Genomic DNA, 18,395 nt, shown 5'->3' on the forward strand with positions numbered 1-18,395 from the left:
AGCCCGAGTGTCCGAAGTGGAGTGCGGGTCAAGCGCCGACCTCGGGTGCCTCCGGCTGGCGCAGCAGCGCGGTCCAGCGGGGGATCGCGGGTGCCGTCGGCCGCCGCTGCGCCACCGTGACGTGGCCGCTGATCACCTGGCCGACCAGGATGGCCAGGACCAGCAGCAGCGGCACCTCCCAGGAGCCGGTGCGGGTGTGCAGCCAGCCGCAGGCCAGCACGCCGAACCCGGCGACCACGTAACCCACACCCTGGACGACGGCGGACAGCGAGAGCGAACTGTCCTTGCTGCGCAACGAGATGGTGGTGAGGACGAAGGCGAGCGAGCCCATCCCCATGCCGGTGGCGCCGGCCCAGACCCAGGGTGCGGCGGCCGGGGCGAGGAGCAGCCCGGCGACGCCGATGACGTTGGGGACGGCGAGGACGACGACGAGCAGGGTCTGGTTGTGCCAGCGGCGCGTCCAGCCGGGGACCAGCCACATCATCGGCAGCCCCATCGCCATCGACAACGCGAGGCACGCGCCCGCGACCGTCGGGGAGACACCCGCGCTGCGCAGGATTCCGGGCAGCCAGCCCATGACGAGGAACGTCACGGTCGAGATCAGTCCGAAGTGGATGGTCAGCGCGGTCGCCCGCACCGGCCTTCCCGCTATGCGCGGGGCGAGGAACTCGCCGGGGGTGCGCCGCCAGACCTGCTCGGCCAGCAGGGCCACGACGACCCAGACGCCCAAGCCGACCCGCCAGGACGACGACATCACCGTCAGCGGCGTGATCAGCGCCCCGGCCGTGCTGCCCACCCCGAGCCCGAGCGGGTAGGCCGAGGAGCCTTGGGCCAGCAGGGGGAGCATGGTGCCGAGGACCGCGATGGACAGGCACGCCAGCGTCGTCCCGGCCAGCAGCGGGATCGGCCCCCCGAGCACGCGGCCGAACAGGGACGCCGCCAGCCCGGCCAGGGACACGGTGACGGTCCGGTGGGTCCCCACCCGTGCGCACAGCCACGGGGTCGCCCAGCCGCCGAGGCCGATCGCCCACAGGGGCAGGGCGACGAGGATCGCGGCGACCAGCGAACCGGCCACGGAGATGTCGGGAAGAGCGGCGCCCAGGCTCGTGACGGCCGGCCGGAGGTTGAGGGCCAAGATGAAGATCACAGCTGTCGAGACGGACGTAGCACGGTACATCGCTCCTCCTCGGCACCGAGGTCCGGAGCGGCTGGGCCCCGTGGAATCATGCTTCGCGACGGGGCCGTGCCAGACATCCGTCAGCTGACGGATGTACGAAGTTTTCTTGCAGCTCAAGGGATACGTTCGCCCTGGTACCCCGGCGAACGGGCATGCATCGGCACGGCCGGACGGGCCCGGCGGTGGCCTCAGGCGTGCCGGCCGGGCCAGCGGACGCGCCCGGTGCGTGGTGCCCCGGAGACCATGCGCTGCTCTTCGCGGTACACGGCCACGCGGTGCTCGAGCAGCTCCCCTCGTCGCCGTCGCCGTGTAGGTGGCGGTCAGGCCGCTCCCTCGGTGCGGGCGGCGAGCCCGGCGAGGTGGCGCAGCGAGTTCCTGAGGTGGCCGGGGCCGAACGGCGGGAACCGGATGCCGCGCTCCCGGACGAACGGCGGCACCTGCGACCAGTCGTAGGTGTGGGTGACCTCGGTCGCGGACGGGCCGAGCGGCCTGAGGTCGTAGCGCCAGATCCAGCCGCCGAACTCCGGTTCCCCGTCGCCCTGGGCGGTCCCGGTGAGCCAGGCGATGGCCCGCGGCGCCTCGAACACGTGGACCTTGTTGACGACGCGGTAGTCGCCGTCGGGGTGGTCGGCGTGGTGCATGTCCATCCGGAAGAGCTGCCCCACCGCGGTCAGCGGCGCCCGGTCGGGGGCCTGCCGGACCCAGCCGGTGCCGTCGATCGCGCTGTGGGCCGCCGGGTCCGCCAGCACGGCGAACACCCTGGTGACGGGCACGGTGATGGTCAGGGTGGCGCTCACGGTCTCCGGGTTCACGGCCCGCTCCTCGTCGTCGTGGGCCCCGCGATCGGGGCCCTCACACCAGGACTACGAACGCGGCCCGCCCGATTCGACACGGCGGCGGAAGCGGTTATCCCGGTCCGCTGACCGGCAGCCGGAGGCCGGCGGGGTCGGGGAGGCCGTAGCGGGTGTTGAGCACCTGCATGGCCGCGCCCGCGGCGACGACGTCCGTGCCCAGTGACGTCAGGGACACCTCCACCGTGAGCCAGCCGGCGCCCGGGAGCTGGGTGCGTACCGCGTGTTCCACGGCTTCCCGGTAGATCTCGCCGTCGCGGAGCAGGTCGGCGCCGCCGAGGACGATGTGGCCGAGGTCCAGGGTCTGCAGCAGGTTCACCACGCCCGTCGCGAGCACGGCCGCCGCCGCGGCCGGGTCGGCCGCGCGCTCGTGGACCGCCTCCAGGCAGCCGTGCCGGCCGCAGGCGCACAGCGGGCCGTCGAGCTGGACGACGGCGTGGCCGAACTCGCTCGCGTTGGTGTGCGCGCCGCGGTGCGCGGCGCCGCCCAGCCACAGGCCGGCACCGACGCCGGCGTCGACCACGACCAGGGCCGCGTCCCGGAAGGCGGGGCCGCGGCGCCAGGCCTCGGCGGTGACCCCGGCGGTGACGTCCTTGTCCAGCACCACCGGCAGGCCCAGCTTCTTCTCGGCGAGTTCGGCGAGCGGGACGTCACGCCAGTGCCGCAGCCGGTGCGCGCCGCGGACCGTGCCCGCCGCCTGGTCGAGCGGCCCGATCATGCCGATGCCGACCCCGGCCAGCACGCGCGACGGGTCCGCGCCACCGTCCGGGACGGGCGTGGTCAGGCGGTGGTCGGCGATGAGCGTCGTGACGCCGTCGGCGAGCCGGGCCAGCAGCTGGTCCGGGGTGAAGTCGTCCGGCAGCGGGGTCACGGCGGACGCGCGGACGGTGCCGGCCAGGTCGGTCAGGACCAGGCGCAGCTCGCGGCGGGTGACGTGCGCGCCGATCGCCCAGCGGCTCCCGGGGACGAGCCGGTAGACCGCGGCCGGCTTGCCGAGCGCGGGCCGGCGCACCCCGGCCGGTTCGAGCAGGCCCTCCTCGACCAGGCGGGCCAGCACCTTCGACACCGCCTGCGGGGTCAGCCCGGTGACCTCGGCGACCGTGCCGCGCTCGAGGGTGGGCACGGTCCGGGCCAGCGCGATCACCAGCGCCTCGTGGTAGTCGCGCAGGAAGGCCAGGTGCACCGCGTCACCTTACCGTCGGCTCCTGGTACTAACGCAACAGCGTTGCTAAAGTCGCCGGAATGGACGACCTCTCCCGGCGGCGCCGCTGGGCCGCGCTGCTCTCGCTGGCCCTCGGCTCGGTCGCGATCGGCCTGACCGAGTTCGTGCCGGCCGGCCTGCTGCCGGAGATCGCGCGCAGCGTGCTCGGGGACGAGTACGCCCGCAGCGAGCCCGATGCCGTCGCGCACGCGGGGTGGATGATCACCGCGTACGCGCTGGGCGTGGTCGTCGGCGCGCCGCTGATCGCCACGATCACCGCGCGGATGCGGCGCAAGCGCCTGGTGCTCGGGCTGCTGGTGCTGTTCGTGCTCGGCACGGTGGCGTCCGCGGTGGCCTCGACGTTCGGGCTGGTCCTGGTGGCCCGGTTCGCCGCCGGGCTGCCGCACGGCGCGTACTTCGGGGCGGCCGGGCTGCTGGCGGCGACCCTGATGGGGCCGGGCAGCGAGGGCCGGGGCTTCGCGGTGGTGCTGAGCGGGCTGACCGTCGCGAACGTCGGCGGTGTCCCGGTGATCACGCGGCTCGGCCAGGCCGCGGGCTGGCGGACGGCCTACCTGGTCATCGCCGGGGTGTTCCTGCTCGCGCTGCTGGCCGTGGCGGCCACGGTGCCGGACGCGCCGGCCTCGGGCGGGTCACCGGCTGACGAGCTGCGCGCGCTGCGCCGGCCGCAGGTGTGGCTGGTCGTGGCGACGGCGTCGATCGGGATCGCCGGGTTCTTCGCGGTGGACAGCTACCTCGCGCCGATCACGACGTCGGTCACCGGGCTCTCACCCGGTTCGGTCGCGTGGGTGCTCGTCGCCGTCGGGCTCGGCATGACCGCCGGCAACGTGCTGGGCGGCTGGTACGCCGACCGGGACCTGCGGCGGGCCATGGTGGCGGGCTTCGCCGCGGTGATCGCCGCGAACGTCTACTTCGGACTGACGGTGGGTTCGGCGTTCGGGCTGTTCTCCGGCGCTTTCCTGATCGGCGCGACGATCCTGTTCCTGGGACCGGTCCTGCAGGCGCGGCTGATCGCGGTGGCGCCCGGCGCCCAGCTGATGGGCGCGGCGCTCAACCAGTCGGCGTTCAACGCGGCGAACAGCCTCGGTGCGGCGCTGGGCAGTGTCGTCATCGCGGCCGGTCTCGGTTACCGCGCCACGGCGTGGGCCGGGGTCGTGGTGAGCGCGATCGGGCTCCTGCTGGCGGTCGCCGGTCTCGCGTTCGACCGCCGTCGTTCCGGCAGGTCACCGGCGGCGCAGACCGTGCACTGACGCCGCGCCGATCACGCGGGGCGGTGGACAGGGACCCGCGGACGTGCTGGGCTGGGGGCAGCCGGACTGGGGCGGTCGGGGATTTTCCGCCCCTCGACGTCGAGGAGCGCGGCCCTGAGCCTCATCGAGTACCTCCGCGAGAACTGGATCGACGTCGTGAACGACGCGATCCTGCACGTGGACCTCACCCTCGCGGCGATGGCGCTGGCCGTGCTGGCCGGGATGACGCTCGGCCTGCTCACCTACCGCCGCTGGTGGCTCGGCTCGCTCGCGACCACGACGACCGCGGCCTTCCTGACCATTCCGTCGATCGCGCTGCTGGGCATCCTGATCGGGCCGTTCGGGCTGGGCCTGACGAACGTCCTGTTCGCGCTGGTCCTCTACGCGCTCCTGCCGATCACCCGCAACACGATCGTCGGGCTGCGCGGCGTCGACCCGGCCGTCGTGGACGCCGCGCGCGGGATGGGGCTCGGCCGCGTGCGGCTGCTGTGGCGCGTGCGGCTGCCGCTGGCCTGGCCGGTGATCCTCTCCGGCATCCGGGTCTCGACGCAGATCACCATCGGGATCGCGGCCATCGGCGCGTACGTCAAGGGCCCCGGGCTCGGCAACGAGATCTTCGACGGCCTCGGCCGGTTCGGCTCGGTCAACTCCCTGAACCAGGTGCTGACCGGCACGCTCGGGATCGTGGTGCTGGCGCTGCTGTTCGACCTGGCCTACGTGGCGCTCGGCAAGCTCACCACCTGGCGGCGCCCGCGCGCCCGCGAAGAGGCGGCCCCGGCGCAGGTCGTGGGCACCGCCGGCGAGACGATCGAGCTGCTGGACGTCGCCAAGCGCTACCCCGGGCAGGCGGTGCCCGCGGTCGAGGGCCTCACGATGCGCATCCCGGCCGGGGAGATCGTCGTGCTGACCGGGCCGTCGGGGTGCGGCAAGACGACGACCATGCGGATGATCAACCGGCTCGTCGAGCCGACGTCGGGGGCCGTCACGATCGGCGGCACCGACGTCGCCGCGCTCGACCTCGACGAACACCGCCGCCACACCGGCTACGTCATCCAGCAGGTCGGGCTGTTCCCGCACCTGCGGGTGGACGCCAACATCGGCGTGGTGCCGCGGGTGCTCGGCTGGAGCCGGCGGCGCGTCGCCGGGCGCGTGCGCGAGCTGCTCGACGTCGTCGGCCTGGCCCGCGAGCACGGCACCCGCTACCCGCGGGAGCTCTCCGGCGGCCAGCAGCAGCGGGTCGGCGTGGCGCGGGCGATGGCCGCGGACCCGCCGGTGATGTTGATGGACGAGCCGTTCGGCTCGACCGACCCGATCACCCGCACCCGGCTGCAGGACGAGTTCCTGCGCCTGCAACGGGAAGTGCGCAAGACGATCGTGTTCGTCACGCACGACTTCGACGAGGCCCTCAAGCTCGGCGACCGGATCGCGGTGCTGCGGCCGCGTTCGGTGCTCGCGCAGTACGACACACCGCAGGCGATCCTCGCCGCGCCGGCCGACGACTACGTCGCCTCCTTCGCCGGCTCGAAGCGGAACCTCAAGCGGCTCGCGCTGATCCGGGTGGCGGACCTGGAGCTGCGGCCGGCCGAGGCGGACGGGCTGCCCGCGGTCTCGCGGGAGGCCACCCTCCGGGACGCGCTGGACACCATGGTGCGCACTGGAAGCACCGCGGTACGGGTGCGCGAGGACGGCACCGTGTGCGACGTGCCCAGCCTCCTCGCCGCGCTCCGGCCCGCCGAAGAGGCGCCCGTGGTCCCCGAGGTCGTCGAACCGCGGGGCCCGGACGTCGTCACGCCCGCACGGCCGAGCCGGCGCCGGCTCGGGTTGCTGGTGCGCCCGGTGCTGCTCACCCTCGGCCTGCTGGCGCTGGTCCTGCTCGTGCGCGCGCACCCGGCCGACTCGATCGAACAGCGCTACCTCAACGCCGACGAGATCTTCACCGAGCTGGGCGCGCACCTGCGCCTCACGCTGATCTCGACGGTCTGCACGATCGCCATCGCGCTCCCGCTCGGCGTGCTGCTGACCCGCCCCGGCGCCCGGTGGGCCCGGCCGATCGGGCTGGGCCTGGGCAACCTCGGCCAGGCGATCCCGTCGATCGGGCTCGTCGTGCTGCTCGCGCTCTGGGTCGGCACCGGAACGGGCACGGCGGTGACCGCGCTGGTCGTCTACGCGACCTTGCCGGTGCTGCGCAACACGATCGTCGGGCTCGACGGCGTCGACCCGACGCTGGTCGACGCCGCGCGGGGGATGGGCATGACGCGGACGTCGATCCTGTGGCGGATCGAGCTGCCGCTGGCCGTCCCGGTGATCCTCGCCGGCATCCGCACGGCACTGGTGCTCACGGTGGCGAGCGCGACGCTGGCGACCTTCATCGACGGCGGCGGTCTCGGCGGCGGGCTCATCGCCGGGATCGGCCTCTACCGCCCGATCCTCAGCCTGACCTTCGGCATCGTCGTCGCCGCGCTGGCGCTCTTCGCCGACTGGCTGGGCCTGGTGGCCGAGGAGGTCCTGCACCCGCGCGGTCTGTAGCCCGACCCATCTCCAGGAGGTCCCACCCATGCTCCAGCGCACGACAGCCGCCGTCCTCGCGCTCGTCGCGGTGTTCGCCGCGGGGTGCACGATCGGCAAGGACGACGCCGGCACCCAGGTGGGCGCCGGGTCCATCAAGAAGATCGACGCGCTGAGCGGGGCGCAGATCCGGGTCAGCTCCAAGGAGTTCGACGAGCAGCTGCTGCTCGGCCAGATCGCGCTCGTCGCGCTGCAGGCGGCCGGGGCGAGCCCGCAGGACAAGACCAACATCACCGGCTCGACCAACGTCCGGCAGGCGCTGACCAGCGGCGCGGTCGACCTGTACTGGGAGTACACCGGCACCGCGTGGGTCAGCTACCTCAAGCAGACCATGCCGATCGCCGACCCGCAGGCGCAGTACGACGCGGTCAAGAAGGACGACGCCGCCAACGGCGTCACCTGGTGGGCGCGCTCGCCGGCCAACGACACCTACGCCATGGCCGGCAACCCGGCGACGGTCGCCAAGACCGGCGTCAAGACGATCTCGGACTACGCGGCGCTGGCGAAGAAGGACCCGGCGGCGGCCTCGACGTGCATCGGCCCGGAGTTCAAGAGCCGGGACGACGGTTTCCCCGGCGTGGAGAAGACCTACGGGTTCACGCTGCCCGAAGCGCAGGTGCACGTGCTCAACGACGCCGTCGTCTACCCCAGCATCGGCAAGGGCGACCCCTGCGGTTTCGGCTCGGTCGCCTCGACCGACGGGCGCGTGGCCGGGCAGAAGCTGGTGGTCCTCGACGACGACAAGCACTTCTTCCCGACGTACAACCCGGCCATCTCGATCGCGTCCGCGGTCGCGCGGAAGTACCCGCAGCTGGAACAGGTCTTCACGCCGATCGCCGCGAAGCTCGACACGGCGACGCTCACCGACCTGAACAAGAAGGTCAGCGTCGACGGGCAGAAACCCGCCACGGTGGCCCACGACTGGCTCAAGGCTGCGGGCTTCATCAGCTGACCGGCGCATGAGTGAACGGGCCGCCCGCGGGGAAACCGGGTCCGACCAACGTCGGAACGGAGCAGCCATGAGCGCCGAGGACAACCAGATCGTCACCGACATCGCCAAGAAGGTCGGCACGGCGATGATCACCACCCGCCAGGCCGGCGGCAAGCTGGTGAGCAGGCCGATGACCGGCCAGCGGGTGGAGTTCGACGGGTCGGCGTGGTTCTTCGTCTCGAGGAGCGCCGACATGGTCGCCGAGATCGCCCGCGACAGCCAGGTCAACGTCGGCTACGCCGGCTCCGGGTCCTGGCTTTCGCTCAGCGGGGCCGCGTCGGTGGTGGACGACGCCGCCAAGAAGAAGGCGCTGTGGAACGAGTTCGTCGAGGCCTGGTTCCCGGGCGGCCCGGAGGACGCGGACGTCGTGCTGCTCAAGGTGGACGCCGACTCGGCCGAGTACTGGACCTCACCCGGCGGCAAGCCCCGGGCGCTGTTCGAGATGGCCAAGGCCCGGGTCACCGGCTCGGCACCCGACCCCGGCGACAACAAGTCCGTCGACCTGTAGGACGCATGCGTGAGGAGGCCTCGGTCGCCGAGACAGGAGTGGTGCCGGTGCGCAAGCGAGGCGAAGAACCCGAAGGCCCGACCGAGTTGTCCAAACGGTCGTGGCGGGAGGTGCTCAAGCGCACCGTGCACCAGTTCGGCCGGGACAACCTCACCGACTGGGCCGCCGCGCTCACCTACTACGGCGTCCTGTCGATCTTTCCCGGCTTGGTGCTCCTGACCGCGTTGCTGGGCCTGCTCGGTCCCAGCGCGACGCAGACCCTGATCGACAACGTCAACCAGGTCGTGCCCGGCCAGGGCCGGGAGATCCTGGTCGGCGCGATCAAGGAGCTGTCCGGCTCCCGCGGTCTCGCCGGGCCGGTGGCGATCTTCGGCCTGCTCGGCGCGCTGTGGTCGGCGTCCGGGTACGTCGGCGCGTTCATGCGGGCCGGCAACGCGATCTACGGCATGCCCGAAGGCCGCCCGCTGTGGAAGGTCCTGCCGCTGCGGATCCTGCTGACGGTCGGGATCGTGGCGCTGCTGGGCGCGTGCGCGCTCGGCGTCGTGGCGACGGGCACGGTCGCGCGCCGGCTCGGGGACCTGGTGGGCATCGGGTCGACGGGCGTGCTGGTGTGGGAGATCGCGAAGTGGCCGGTGATCGCGATCCTCGTCAGCCTGGCGTTCGCGCTGCTGTACTGGGCCGGCCCCAACGTCCGGCAGCCGGGCTTCAAGTGGCTGACGCCGGGCGGGCTGCTGGCCGTGGTGCTGTGGGCGCTGGCGTCGGCGGGGTTCGCCGTGTACGTCGCGAACTTCGCTTCCTACAACAAGACCTACGGCTCGCTGGCCGGGGTGATCGTCTTCCTGGTGTGGCTGTGGATCTCGAACCTCGCGGTGCTGCTCGGCGCCGAGCTGGACGCCGAGCTCGCCCGCGGCCGCGGCATCGAAGGCGGCCAGGACAGCGAGGACGAGCCGTTCCTGCCCCCGCGCGACACGAAGGCGATGGACGCCGACGAGGTCGCGGAGGTGACCGAGCGAACGCCGTGACGCGGGGAGCGGCTACGGCCCGACCGGCCGGTCCGCGGTGAACGCCGTCCACAGCTGCCGGGCCGCGTCGCGGGCGGGATGGTCGGGCGTGATGGGGATCGTCCCGTCGGGTTGCCGGACGGGAACCTGGCCGAGGTGCTCGACGAGGGCGACGGCGAGGTCGCGGACCTTGACGTTGAACTCCTGGCTGGTGCGGCGCAACGTGTTCCAGGCTTCGTCGGCGCCGCAGCGGCGCAGGGCGGTGATCGCGCCCTTGGCCTGCTCGATCGCGGCGCGCGAGGCGAGCATCGCCAGCACCTGGGCCGAGTCGCCGGCGGCCGCGGCTTCGGCGACGACCAGCAGGTCGGCGGTCAGCTTTTCGTAGCGGGCCAGCACCGCGCGCACCTCGGGGCCGACGGGCCCGTCGAGCACGGCGGACAGCACGAGCGTGCCGCCGTCGTCCCAGGGGCCGGGGAACGCGACGACGCCACGCACCTGTCTCCACCGGTCGGCGAGGGCGTCCCGGTGCAGGCCGGGCCAGCGCGGGTCCGCGAAGAGGTCGTCCGTGGTGACGACGTCGCCGGTGGCGGCCGCGTCGGCGATCGGGCCGCCGTGGCGCACCTCGGCGGGGGCGAGACGTTCGGCGACGCCGTGGGTGGCCAGGACCGACAGGGGACCGCCGTCGTGCCCGGTGGTGAGGGCCGCGCCGACGCAGCCGGGGATCTCCGCGGCGATGCGGTCCAGCAGCTCGGTCAGCAGCTGGCTGAGAGGCTTCCACCGATCGGATGCGTCGACCAGGGTGCGCGTCACGGGCTCGCGTCACGGGCTCCTGCCTCCGGCTGGCAACGGCGTTTCGGACGCGTTCAATTCTGCCGGAAGCACGGCGGTTCTTCTCGCTGAGCGAACCTGGTGGCCGCGTGCTCGAGGTGGGCGTTGAAACGTGACAATTCGGAGTGTGGCACGGCAAGATCGCGTCAATCCGGGTTGGGGCACGTCGTTGACTTCGCGTTCCGTCGCATAGTAGCGTCACCGCGCCAGGTTTATGAAACCTTTCAATGCGGAGGTCGCGATGCTGCGGCAGGCGGCGGGGAGCTTCCCGTGAACGTCGCGGTGCTGGTCACCTGCATCAACGACGCGCTGTTCCCCGAGACCGGCAAGTCGGTGTTCCGGCTGCTGCGCCGCCTCGGCGTCGACGCGGACTTCCCGGCCGGGCAGACCTGCTGCGCGCAGCCGATGGTCAACACCGGCTACCTCGACGAGGCCGTGCCGGTGGTGCGGACGTTCGTGGACGCCTTCGAGGGGTACGACGCGATCGTCACGCCGTCCGGCTCCTGCGCGGGGTCGATCCGCCACCAGCACGCGATCGTCGCGCGGCGCGCGGGGGACGAGCGGCTCGCGTCGGCGGCGCCGAAGGTCTACGAGCTGAGCGAGTTCCTGGTCGACGTGCTCGGCGTGACGGATGTGCAGGCCTACTTCCCGCACCGCGTCACCTACCACCCGACCTGCCACTCGCTGCGCATGCTCGGCGTCGGCGACAGGCCGCTGCGGTTGTTGCGCGAGGTCCGCGGGCTGGACCTGGTCGAGCTGCCGGCCGCCGACGAGTGCTGCGGATTCGGCGGCACGTTCGCGGTGAAGAACGCCGAAACGTCGACGGCCATGGGCGCGGACAAGGCCCGCCACGTCCGCGGCACCGGCGCCGAGGTCTTGGTGGCGGGGGACAACTCGTGCCTGCTCCACATCGGCGGCTTGCTCTCGCGTGAGCGCGGTGGGGTGCGGGTGATGCACCTGGCCGATGTGCTGGCTTCAACCGAGGGGGACGCGTGAGCGCCACGTTCGTCGGCATGCCCGCCTTTCCCGAGGCCGCCCGGAAAGCGCTTGCCGACACCCAGCTGCGCCGCAATCTCGCGCACGCCACCGGCACCATCCGCGCCAAGCGCGCGGCCGTGGTCGGCGAAGTCGGGGAGTGGGAAGAACTGCGGCTGGCCGGCGCGGCGATCAAGGACAACACCCTGCGCCGCCTCGACGAGTACCTGCTGCAGCTGGAGACGTCGCTGCAGGCGCGCGGTGCGACCGTGCACTGGGCTCGCGACGCCGCGGAAGCCTGCGAGATCGTCGCGAAGATCGCGCACGCGCACGGGGTCGACGAGGTCGTCAAGGTCAAGTCCATGGCCACCCAGGAGATCGGGCTCAACGAAGCGCTGGCCGAACGCGGCGTCACCGCCTGGGAGACCGACCTCGCCGAGCTGATCGTGCAGCTCGGTGACGACCTGCCGAGCCACATCCTCGTGCCCGCCATCCACCGCAACCGCGCCGAGATCCGCGAGATCTTCCGCCGCGGCATGGACGACGCGCCCCCGGGACTGTCCGACGAGCCCGCCGAACTGGCCGCCGCCGCGCGGCTGCACCTGCGCGAGAAGTTCCTGCGGGCGCGCATGGCCGTGTCCGGCGCGAACTTCGCGGTGGCCGACAGCGGCACGCTCGTGGTCGTCGAGTCCGAGGGCAACGGCCGGATGTGCCTGACGCTGCCCGAGGTGCTGGTCTCCGTGGTCGGCATCGAGAAGATCGTGCCGACGTGGTCCGACCTGGACGTCTTCCTGCAGCTGCTGCCGCGCTCCAGCACGGGGGAGCGGATGAACCCGTACACCTCGACGTGGTCCGGCATCACGCCCGGCGACGGCCCGCAGGAGATGCACGTCGTGCTGCTCGACAACGGCCGCACCCGCGCGCTCGCCGACGAGGTCGGCCGCCAGGCGCTGCGCTGCATCCGCTGCTCGGCGTGCCTCAACGTCTGCCCGGTGTACGAGCGGACCGGCGGCCACGCGTACGGCTCGGTCTACCCGGGCCCGATCGGCGCGATCCTGAACCCGCTGCTGAAGGGCGTCGGCGTCGACGAGCAGACGGACTCGCTGCCGTACGCGTCCAGCCTCTGCGGCGCGTGCTTCGACGCCTGTCCCGTGCGCATCGACATCCCCGAGGTCCTGGTCCACCTGCGGGCGAAGGTCGTCGACGCCCACCGCGAGGGCACCCCGAAACCCGAGGCGCTGGCGATGAAGTCGGCGTCCTGGCTGCTGTCGGACGCACGGCGCCTGAGCGCCGCCGAACGCGGTCTGGGCGTCGCCAACCGGGCCTTGACCCGCTTCGGCAAGCGAGTTCTCCCTGGCGGGCGCCGGGCCCTGGGCCGCCTGCCGTGGCCGGGTTCCCTGTGGACGAACGCCCGCGACTTACCGGCCCCGCCAAGGGAATCGTTCCGGAGCTGGTGGCGCCGGGGAGGCAGGCCGTGAACGCGCGCGAAGAGATCCTGGCGTCGGTCCGCGGCGCGCTGCGGACCGCGGACCGCACGGAGGCCCCGGTGCCCCGCGGCTACCGAACGGTCGTGCCGCCGAACGTCGTGGACCTGTTCGCCGAGCGCGTGGTCGACTACCGCGCGGCGTTGACGCGCTGCACGAGCGCCGAGCTGCCCGACGCCATCCGGGAAGCCCTGGGCCCGGCCCGGAAAGTGCTGGTACCAGCGGGTTTCCCAGTCAAGCTCGACGGCGTGCCCGACGCAGCGGACCTGGACACCTTCGACGCGGTCGTCACCACGGCGGCGCTGGGCATCGCCACCACCGGAACCCTGGTCCTGGACCACGGCCCCGGCCAGGGCCGCCGCGCGCTGAGCCTGGTCCCGGACGTGCACGTCTGCGTGCTGCGCGAAGACCGGATCGTCCCGGGCGTCCCGCAGGCGGTGGCGGCGCTCGACCCGGCACGGCCGCAGACCTGGATCAGCGGCCCGAGCGCCACGAGCGACATCGAGCTGACCCGGGTGGAGGGCGTGCACGGGCCGAGAACCCTGCACGTCATCGTCGTCGCGGACTGAGGGCCGTTCGGGCTAAGTACTACGTACCCTCGAATAGCCTGTTCGGCTCGGCGCCGGGGAAACCACGCCCCAGAGCCGCAGAGCCTGACAAAGCCCGGGCCGGGAAGCGCTCTCCCCGGAGGAAGGCGGGACTTGGCGCCGATGCCTTGCGCCGGGCCGCTCGGTGCACCACCATCTCGTGACGTTCTGCACGTGCAAGCGCACGAGCAAAGGGGGGTGCATGACCGAGGTGGTGCCGGCGGTGGCCGGGACGGTTGACGTCCCGAGCGACGCGGTCCTGATCGAGGCGGTGCGAGGCGGGGACACCTCGGCGTACGGCCTGCTCTACGACCGGCATCTGGCCGCCGCCCGGCGCGTGGCGGCCGCGATCGCCGCCGACGCCGCCGAGCGGGACGACCTGATCGCCGAAGGATTCACCCGCGTACTGCGGATTCTGCGCTCCGGCGCGGGCCCGGACGAGGATTTCCGCGCGTACCTGCTCACGACCATCCGGAACACGATGATCACCTGGCGCCGGCGCGACTCCGGCGTCTCCGTGGTCGCCGAGGTGCCGGACGTGCTGCCGGCGACGGGCAGCGACGAACCGGTGGGCAGCCGGCTGCACGCCACCGTCGCCGCGGACGCGTTCGCCGAGCTGCCCGAACGGTGGCGGACCGTGCTGTGGCGCACCGAAATCGACGGCGACACGCCGGCGCGGATCGCGGAGGACCTCGGGATGACGCCGAACAGCGTCGCCGCGCTGGCCTACCGCGCGCGGGAAGGGCTGCGGCAGGCCTACCTGGACCAGCACATCCCGGCCGCGCGGCGGCGGAACTGCCGCGTCGTCGGCGGCCAGCTCTCCCGGTGGGTGCGCGACGGGATCGGCGAGCACAAGGCCCACCGGATCACCCACCACCTCGACCGCTGCGCCGACTGCCGGGAGCTGGCCACCGGTCTCCGGCGGCTCAACGAGGAGCTGCCCGCCGCGATCGCGCCGCTGCTGCTGGGCGTCCCGTTCGTCACGCAGTGGCTGTCCGGATCCCTTGCCGGGACCGGGGCGGCCGCCGGGACGGGCGCGGTCGCCGGGACCGGGGCGTCCGCCCTGTCGTGGGCCACGGCGGCGAAGGTGGCCGCCGCGAGCGCCGCCCTGGTCACCACGGTGACGATCGGCGCGAGCACGTCCGCCGCGCCGCCGCCCGCCGGGACCGGCGGCGGGGTGGTGGCCCCGGCGTCGACGACGGTGGTCGTGCCGGCTCGGCCGGCCGGTCAGCAGGAGTACCCGGCTTCGGCCGCGCAGCTCACCACGGCGCCGGAAGGGCCGGCAGCCGTGACGACGAGCGACGAGCCCGAGGTCACGGACAGCGCCGACACGTCGGGTGATCCGTCGGCGGCCGAGACGAGCAAGCAGAAGAAGGCCGACAAGACCAAGGAAAAGACCAAGACCAAGACGCCGAAGACGTCCAAGACCCCGAAGCCGGACAAGACGAAGACGCCCAAGGAATGACCCGGCTCACCGAGGGGTGGCCAGCACCGCCGCGAGGCCTTCTCGAAGATCGTTCACGAAGTACCCGGGAACCTCCAGCGACGGGAAGTGCCCGCCGGCTTCGGGCTCGGTCCACCGGATGATCCGGCGGTACCGCTCCTGGGCCCAGGGGCGCGGGTACTTCTCGATGTCGCGGGGGTACATGGTGATGGCCGACGGGACGTCGACCCGGAGGCCGGGGTCGAGCGAGTTGTGGCTCTCGTAGTAGATGCGGGCCGCCGACGCGCCGGATCGCGTCAGCCAGTACAGGGTGACGTCGTCGAGCACGCGGTCGCGGGAGATCGTCTCGAACGGGCTGTCCTCGGTGTCCGACCACTCGGCGAACTTGTCGAGGATCCAGGCGAGCAGCCCGATCGGTGAGTCGACGAGCGCGTAGCCGATGGTCTGCGGCCGGGTCGCCTGCTGCTTCGCGTACGCCGCGCGGTGGCGCCAGAAGTGGTGAGTTTCCTCGGTCCACCGGCGTTCGGTTGCCGTCAGGCCGTCCGTGGTCAGTCCGGGCGGTCCCTCCGCGAACGTCGTGTGGATGCCGAGAACGTGCTCCGGGAACCGGCCGCCGAGAACCGTGGTGATGTTGCCGCCCCAGTCGCCGCCGTGGGCCGCGAACCCGTGGTAGCCGAGCCGTCCCATCAGCTCCACCCACGCGGCCGCGATCTTTTCGGTTCCCCACCCGGTGGTGGCCGGCTTGTCGCTGTAGCCGAAACCCGGCAGTGAGGGAGCCACGACGTGGAACGCCGGCGCGTCCACGTCTGCCGGATCCGCCAGGTCGTCGAGCACGTCGACGAACTCGGCGACGCTGCCCGGCCAGCCGTGCGTCATGAGCAGCGGCGTGGCGTCCGCGCGCGCGGATCGGCGGTGCAGGAAGTGGATGCCGAGATCGTCGACGGTCGTGCGGAACTGGCCGATCCGGTCGAGGCGCTCTTCGAACGAGCGCCAGTCGTACCCGGTGCGCCAGTACTCCACGAGATCGGCGAGGTCGGCGAGCGGGACCCCCTGGTCCCACCGCTGTGGGGTGCCGCGGACCGTCTCGGGCTCCGGCAGCCGCGCGGCGGCCAGCCGTGCGCGGAGATCGTCGAGGTCGGCGTCGGGGGCGTGGGCTTCGAACACGTGCACGTCGGTGGTCATGGGCCCTCCTGGTCGTAGTGGAACCGGCTTAGACGGTTCTAACAGGCGTCCGGGTGTTCTCGCAACCTGCTAAGCTGGTTCGATGCGTATCGAAGTCCCCGAATTCCGCCTCGGGAATGTGCTGGCGACCAGCTTCACGGGGACTCTGTCGGAACGTCACGGCGATCCGGTGGAACGCATTCCCACGCCGCGCCGGCTCGTCGACTGGCTGGTGGTGAGCGGCCTCGCCGTGGACTCCTGTACCCCCGCCCAGCTCGAACTCGCCCGGGAACTGAGGGAATCGATTCACGCCGCCGCGACGGCGACCGCGGTCGGGGACGCGCTCCCCGCGTCCGCCGTCCGGATCATCAACGATCGCAGCGTTCAGGGCCGGGCGGCGGCCATCCTGACGCCTGACGGCACGCGGCGATGGCAGCTCAGTTCTCCGTCCCGGGTGGAAGACGCGCTCGGCGTGATCGCCGCCGACGCGATCGGCATCATCTCGGGCGAACGAGACGGAAAACTGGCTTTGTGCGCCTCACCGACGTGCCAAGCTGCCTTCTTCGACACCAGCCAAAGCCGCACCCGCAAATGGTGTGACATGAACACGTGCGGGAATCGCCAGAAGAAAGCGCGCTTCGTCGCCAGCCGGCGCAAGAACCTCGGATCGGCGGAGTGACGGCCGCCGGCACAGTAGGCTCCACCGGATGAGCGGGGTATCCACGGCATCGTCTTCGGAGCACTCGATGGTCGAAACCCGGCACCAGACCCGGTTGCTGACGCTGCTGCGGGACGAGGGCCCGATGTCGCGGGTCGAGCTGGGGGAGCGGCTGGAGCTGCCGCGCGCCCGGGTCGGCGCCGAGGTGGCGCGCCTCGACGAGGTCGGCCTGGTCGAGACGGCGGGGCCGTCGGCCAGCCGCGGCGGGCGCCGGTCGACGCTGGTCCGGCTGTCCGGCGAGCTGCGGGTGCTGGCGGTGGACGTCGGCGCGACGTCGGTCGGGGTGGCGGTGACCGACGCGTCGTGCGAGGTGCTCGCGCACACCGTCGAGGACTGTGACGTCCGGCAGGGGCCGCACCCGGTCCTGCGCCGGGTCGCCGAGCTGGCGGCGAAGGTCCGGGACGAGGCGCCCGGCCGGCTGGTCGCCGCGGGCATCGGGCTGCCGGGGCCGGTCAGCTTCGCCGAGGGCATGGCCGTCGCCCCGCCGATCATGCCCGGCTGGGACCGGTTCAACGTGCGGGACCACCTCGGCGGCCTGTGGGGCTGCCCGGTGGCGGTGGACAACGACGTCAACGCGATGGCGCTCGGCGAACGGCACGCCGGGGTCGCGCGCTCGACCGACGACCTGATGTTCGTGAAGATCGGCACCGGGATCGGCTGCGGCATCGTGCTCGGCGGCAAGGTGTACCGCGGGGTCGCCGGCACGGCCGGGGACATCGGGCACATCCGGCTCGACGACTTCGGCCCGACCTGCGCCTGCGGGGAGGTCGGCTGCCTGGAGGCCTACTTCGGCGGCGCCGCGCTGGCCCGCGACGGGCTGGCCCTGGCGCGCAGCGGCCGGTCGGCGCACCTCGCCGACGCCGCCGCCGAACGCGGGGTGGTCACCGCCCGCGACGTCGGCCGCGCCGCCGCGGCGGGCGACTTCGGCGCGGTCAACCTGATCCGCGACGGCGGGCGCCGCCTCGGCCACGTCGTTGCCTCGCTGGTCAGCTTCATCAACCCGGGCATGGTGGTGATCGGCGGCGGCGTGGCCCAGCTCGGCCACCAGCTGCTGGCCGAGGTACGCAGCGCGGTCTACCGCCGTTCGCTGCCCCTGGCGACCGGCAACCTCCCGATCGTGCTGTCCGAACTGGGCGAGACGGCGGGAGTGATCGGCGCGGCCTGGTCGGCGACCGACCGGGCCTTCACGCTCAGCAGCTGACCAGCTCGCCCGCTGCAGCTCCATCGACATCTCGCGGCCGCATTCCCGGTCGGAAACCGCCGCGCTCGTGGTCGACATCGGCCGGGCGTTCACCCTCGGCAGCTGGCCAGCTCGCCCGCTGTAGCTCCATCGACACCCGCGGCCACGCCCCCGGCCGGAACCGCCGCGCTCGTGGTCGACATCGGCCGGGCGTTCATCCTCGGCAGCTGACCACCTCGCCCGCTGCAGGTCCATCGACACCTCGCGGCCGCATCCCCGGCCGGAACCGCCGCGCTCGTGGTCGACATCGGCCGGGCGTTCACCCTCGGCAGCTGACCGGCTCGCCCGCTGTAGCTCCATCGACACCCGCGGCCGCGTCCCCCGGCCGGAACCGCCGCGCTCGCGGTCGACCCGGGCGCTCGCCCCGCAGCAGCTGACCGCGCCCCTCACGTAAGA

16 protein-coding genes are annotated in these 18,395 nt (G+C 72.8%); 11 read left to right on the forward strand and 5 right to left on the reverse strand.

Going from position 1 to position 18,395, the window contains the following annotated elements:
* Nucleotides 1–28 precede the first annotated feature (28 nt).
* The 3 genes from VA596_RS13230 to VA596_RS13240 form a co-directional block, all read right to left on the reverse strand.
* On the reverse strand, nt 29–1,135 hold the full coding sequence (locus VA596_RS13230) for an MFS transporter (protein WP_323326702.1): 1,107 nt from the start codon (nt 1,133–1,135) through the stop codon (nt 29–31).
* A gap of 362 nt (nt 1,136–1,497) precedes the next feature.
* Nucleotides 1,498–1,989: an SRPBCC family protein gene (locus VA596_RS13235; protein ID WP_323326704.1), complete on the reverse strand. Its 492-nt coding sequence runs from the start codon at nt 1,987–1,989 to the stop codon at nt 1,498–1,500.
* A gap of 94 nt (nt 1,990–2,083) precedes the next feature.
* Nucleotides 2,084–3,211: an ROK family transcriptional regulator gene (locus tag VA596_RS13240; RefSeq protein ID WP_323326706.1), complete on the reverse strand. Its 1,128-nt coding sequence runs from the start codon at nt 3,209–3,211 to the stop codon at nt 2,084–2,086.
* Nucleotides 3,212–3,270: 59 nt separating this feature from the next.
* Here VA596_RS13240 and VA596_RS13245 point away from each other — a divergent pair, with 59 nt between their 5' ends.
* The 5 genes from VA596_RS13245 (at nt 3,271) to VA596_RS13265 (ending at nt 9,583) form a co-directional block, all read left to right on the forward strand.
* Nucleotides 3,271–4,497, forward strand: a complete 1,227-nt coding sequence (locus VA596_RS13245; RefSeq protein ID WP_323326707.1) for an MFS transporter — start codon at nt 3,271–3,273, stop codon at nt 4,495–4,497.
* A gap of 156 nt (nt 4,498–4,653) precedes the next feature.
* Nucleotides 4,654–7,023, forward strand: coding sequence for an ABC transporter permease subunit (locus VA596_RS13250; RefSeq protein ID WP_323326709.1), 2,370 nt, complete (start codon nt 4,654–4,656; stop codon nt 7,021–7,023).
* A 28-nt stretch (nt 7,024–7,051) separates the two neighbouring features.
* Complete coding sequence (locus VA596_RS13255) at nt 7,052–8,014, forward strand: glycine betaine ABC transporter substrate-binding protein (RefSeq protein WP_323326711.1); 963 nt, start codon at nt 7,052–7,054, stop codon at nt 8,012–8,014.
* Nucleotides 8,015–8,081: 67 nt separating this feature from the next.
* On the forward strand, nt 8,082–8,561 hold the full coding sequence (locus VA596_RS13260) for a pyridoxamine 5'-phosphate oxidase family protein (protein ID WP_323326714.1): 480 nt from the start codon (nt 8,082–8,084) through the stop codon (nt 8,559–8,561).
* Nucleotides 8,562–8,566: 5 nt separating this feature from the next.
* On the forward strand, nt 8,567–9,583 hold the full coding sequence (locus tag VA596_RS13265) for a YihY/virulence factor BrkB family protein (RefSeq protein WP_323326716.1): 1,017 nt from the start codon (nt 8,567–8,569) through the stop codon (nt 9,581–9,583).
* A gap of 12 nt (nt 9,584–9,595) precedes the next feature.
* On the opposite strand, the gene VA596_RS13270 is transcribed toward VA596_RS13265, so the two are convergent.
* A complete protein-coding gene (locus VA596_RS13270) occupies nt 9,596–10,372 on the reverse strand; it encodes an ANTAR domain-containing protein (RefSeq protein WP_323326718.1) in 777 nt (258 codons plus the stop codon).
* Between the two features lie 288 nt (nt 10,373–10,660).
* On the opposite strand from VA596_RS13270, the gene VA596_RS13275 reads away from it, so the two are divergent.
* From VA596_RS13275 to VA596_RS13290, 4 genes are all read left to right on the forward strand, one after another.
* Nucleotides 10,661–11,386 (forward strand): (Fe-S)-binding protein, encoded by a 726-nt coding sequence (locus VA596_RS13275; protein ID WP_323326720.1) that lies wholly within the window; start codon nt 10,661–10,663, stop codon nt 11,384–11,386.
* A gap of 17 nt (nt 11,387–11,403) precedes the next feature.
* Entirely contained in the window at nt 11,404–12,843 is a 1,440-nt protein-coding gene (locus VA596_RS13280; protein ID WP_323327742.1) for a lactate utilization protein B, read from the forward strand.
* On the forward strand, nt 12,840–13,418 hold the full coding sequence (locus VA596_RS13285; RefSeq protein ID WP_323326722.1) for a LutC/YkgG family protein: 579 nt from the start codon (nt 12,840–12,842) through the stop codon (nt 13,416–13,418). The genes VA596_RS13280 and VA596_RS13285 overlap by 4 nt, the downstream gene beginning before the upstream one ends.
* A 220-nt stretch (nt 13,419–13,638) precedes the next feature.
* A complete protein-coding gene (locus tag VA596_RS13290; RefSeq protein ID WP_323326724.1) occupies nt 13,639–14,901 on the forward strand; it encodes a sigma-70 family RNA polymerase sigma factor in 1,263 nt (420 codons plus the stop codon).
* Nucleotides 14,902–14,907: 6 nt separating this feature from the next.
* Here the strand turns inward: VA596_RS13290 and VA596_RS13295 are convergent, their stop codons facing one another.
* The gene (locus VA596_RS13295) at nt 14,908–16,062 is read right to left on the reverse strand and encodes an epoxide hydrolase family protein (protein ID WP_323326726.1); all 1,155 of its coding nucleotides are present in this window, start codon (nt 16,060–16,062) and stop codon (nt 14,908–14,910) included.
* A gap of 82 nt (nt 16,063–16,144) precedes the next feature.
* On the opposite strand from VA596_RS13295, the gene VA596_RS13300 reads away from it, so the two are divergent.
* Complete coding sequence (locus VA596_RS13300) at nt 16,145–16,720, forward strand: CGNR zinc finger domain-containing protein (RefSeq protein WP_323326728.1); 576 nt, start codon at nt 16,145–16,147, stop codon at nt 16,718–16,720.
* A gap of 67 nt (nt 16,721–16,787) precedes the next feature.
* On the forward strand, nt 16,788–17,960 hold the full coding sequence (locus VA596_RS13305) for an ROK family transcriptional regulator (RefSeq protein ID WP_323327744.1): 1,173 nt from the start codon (nt 16,788–16,790) through the stop codon (nt 17,958–17,960).
* Nucleotides 17,961–18,395: the final 435 nt, after the last annotated feature.

The sequence above is a fragment of the Amycolatopsis heterodermiae genome (assembly GCF_034929455.1).
GTDB classification, from domain to species: Bacteria; Actinomycetota; Actinomycetes; order Mycobacteriales; family Pseudonocardiaceae; genus Amycolatopsis; species Amycolatopsis heterodermiae.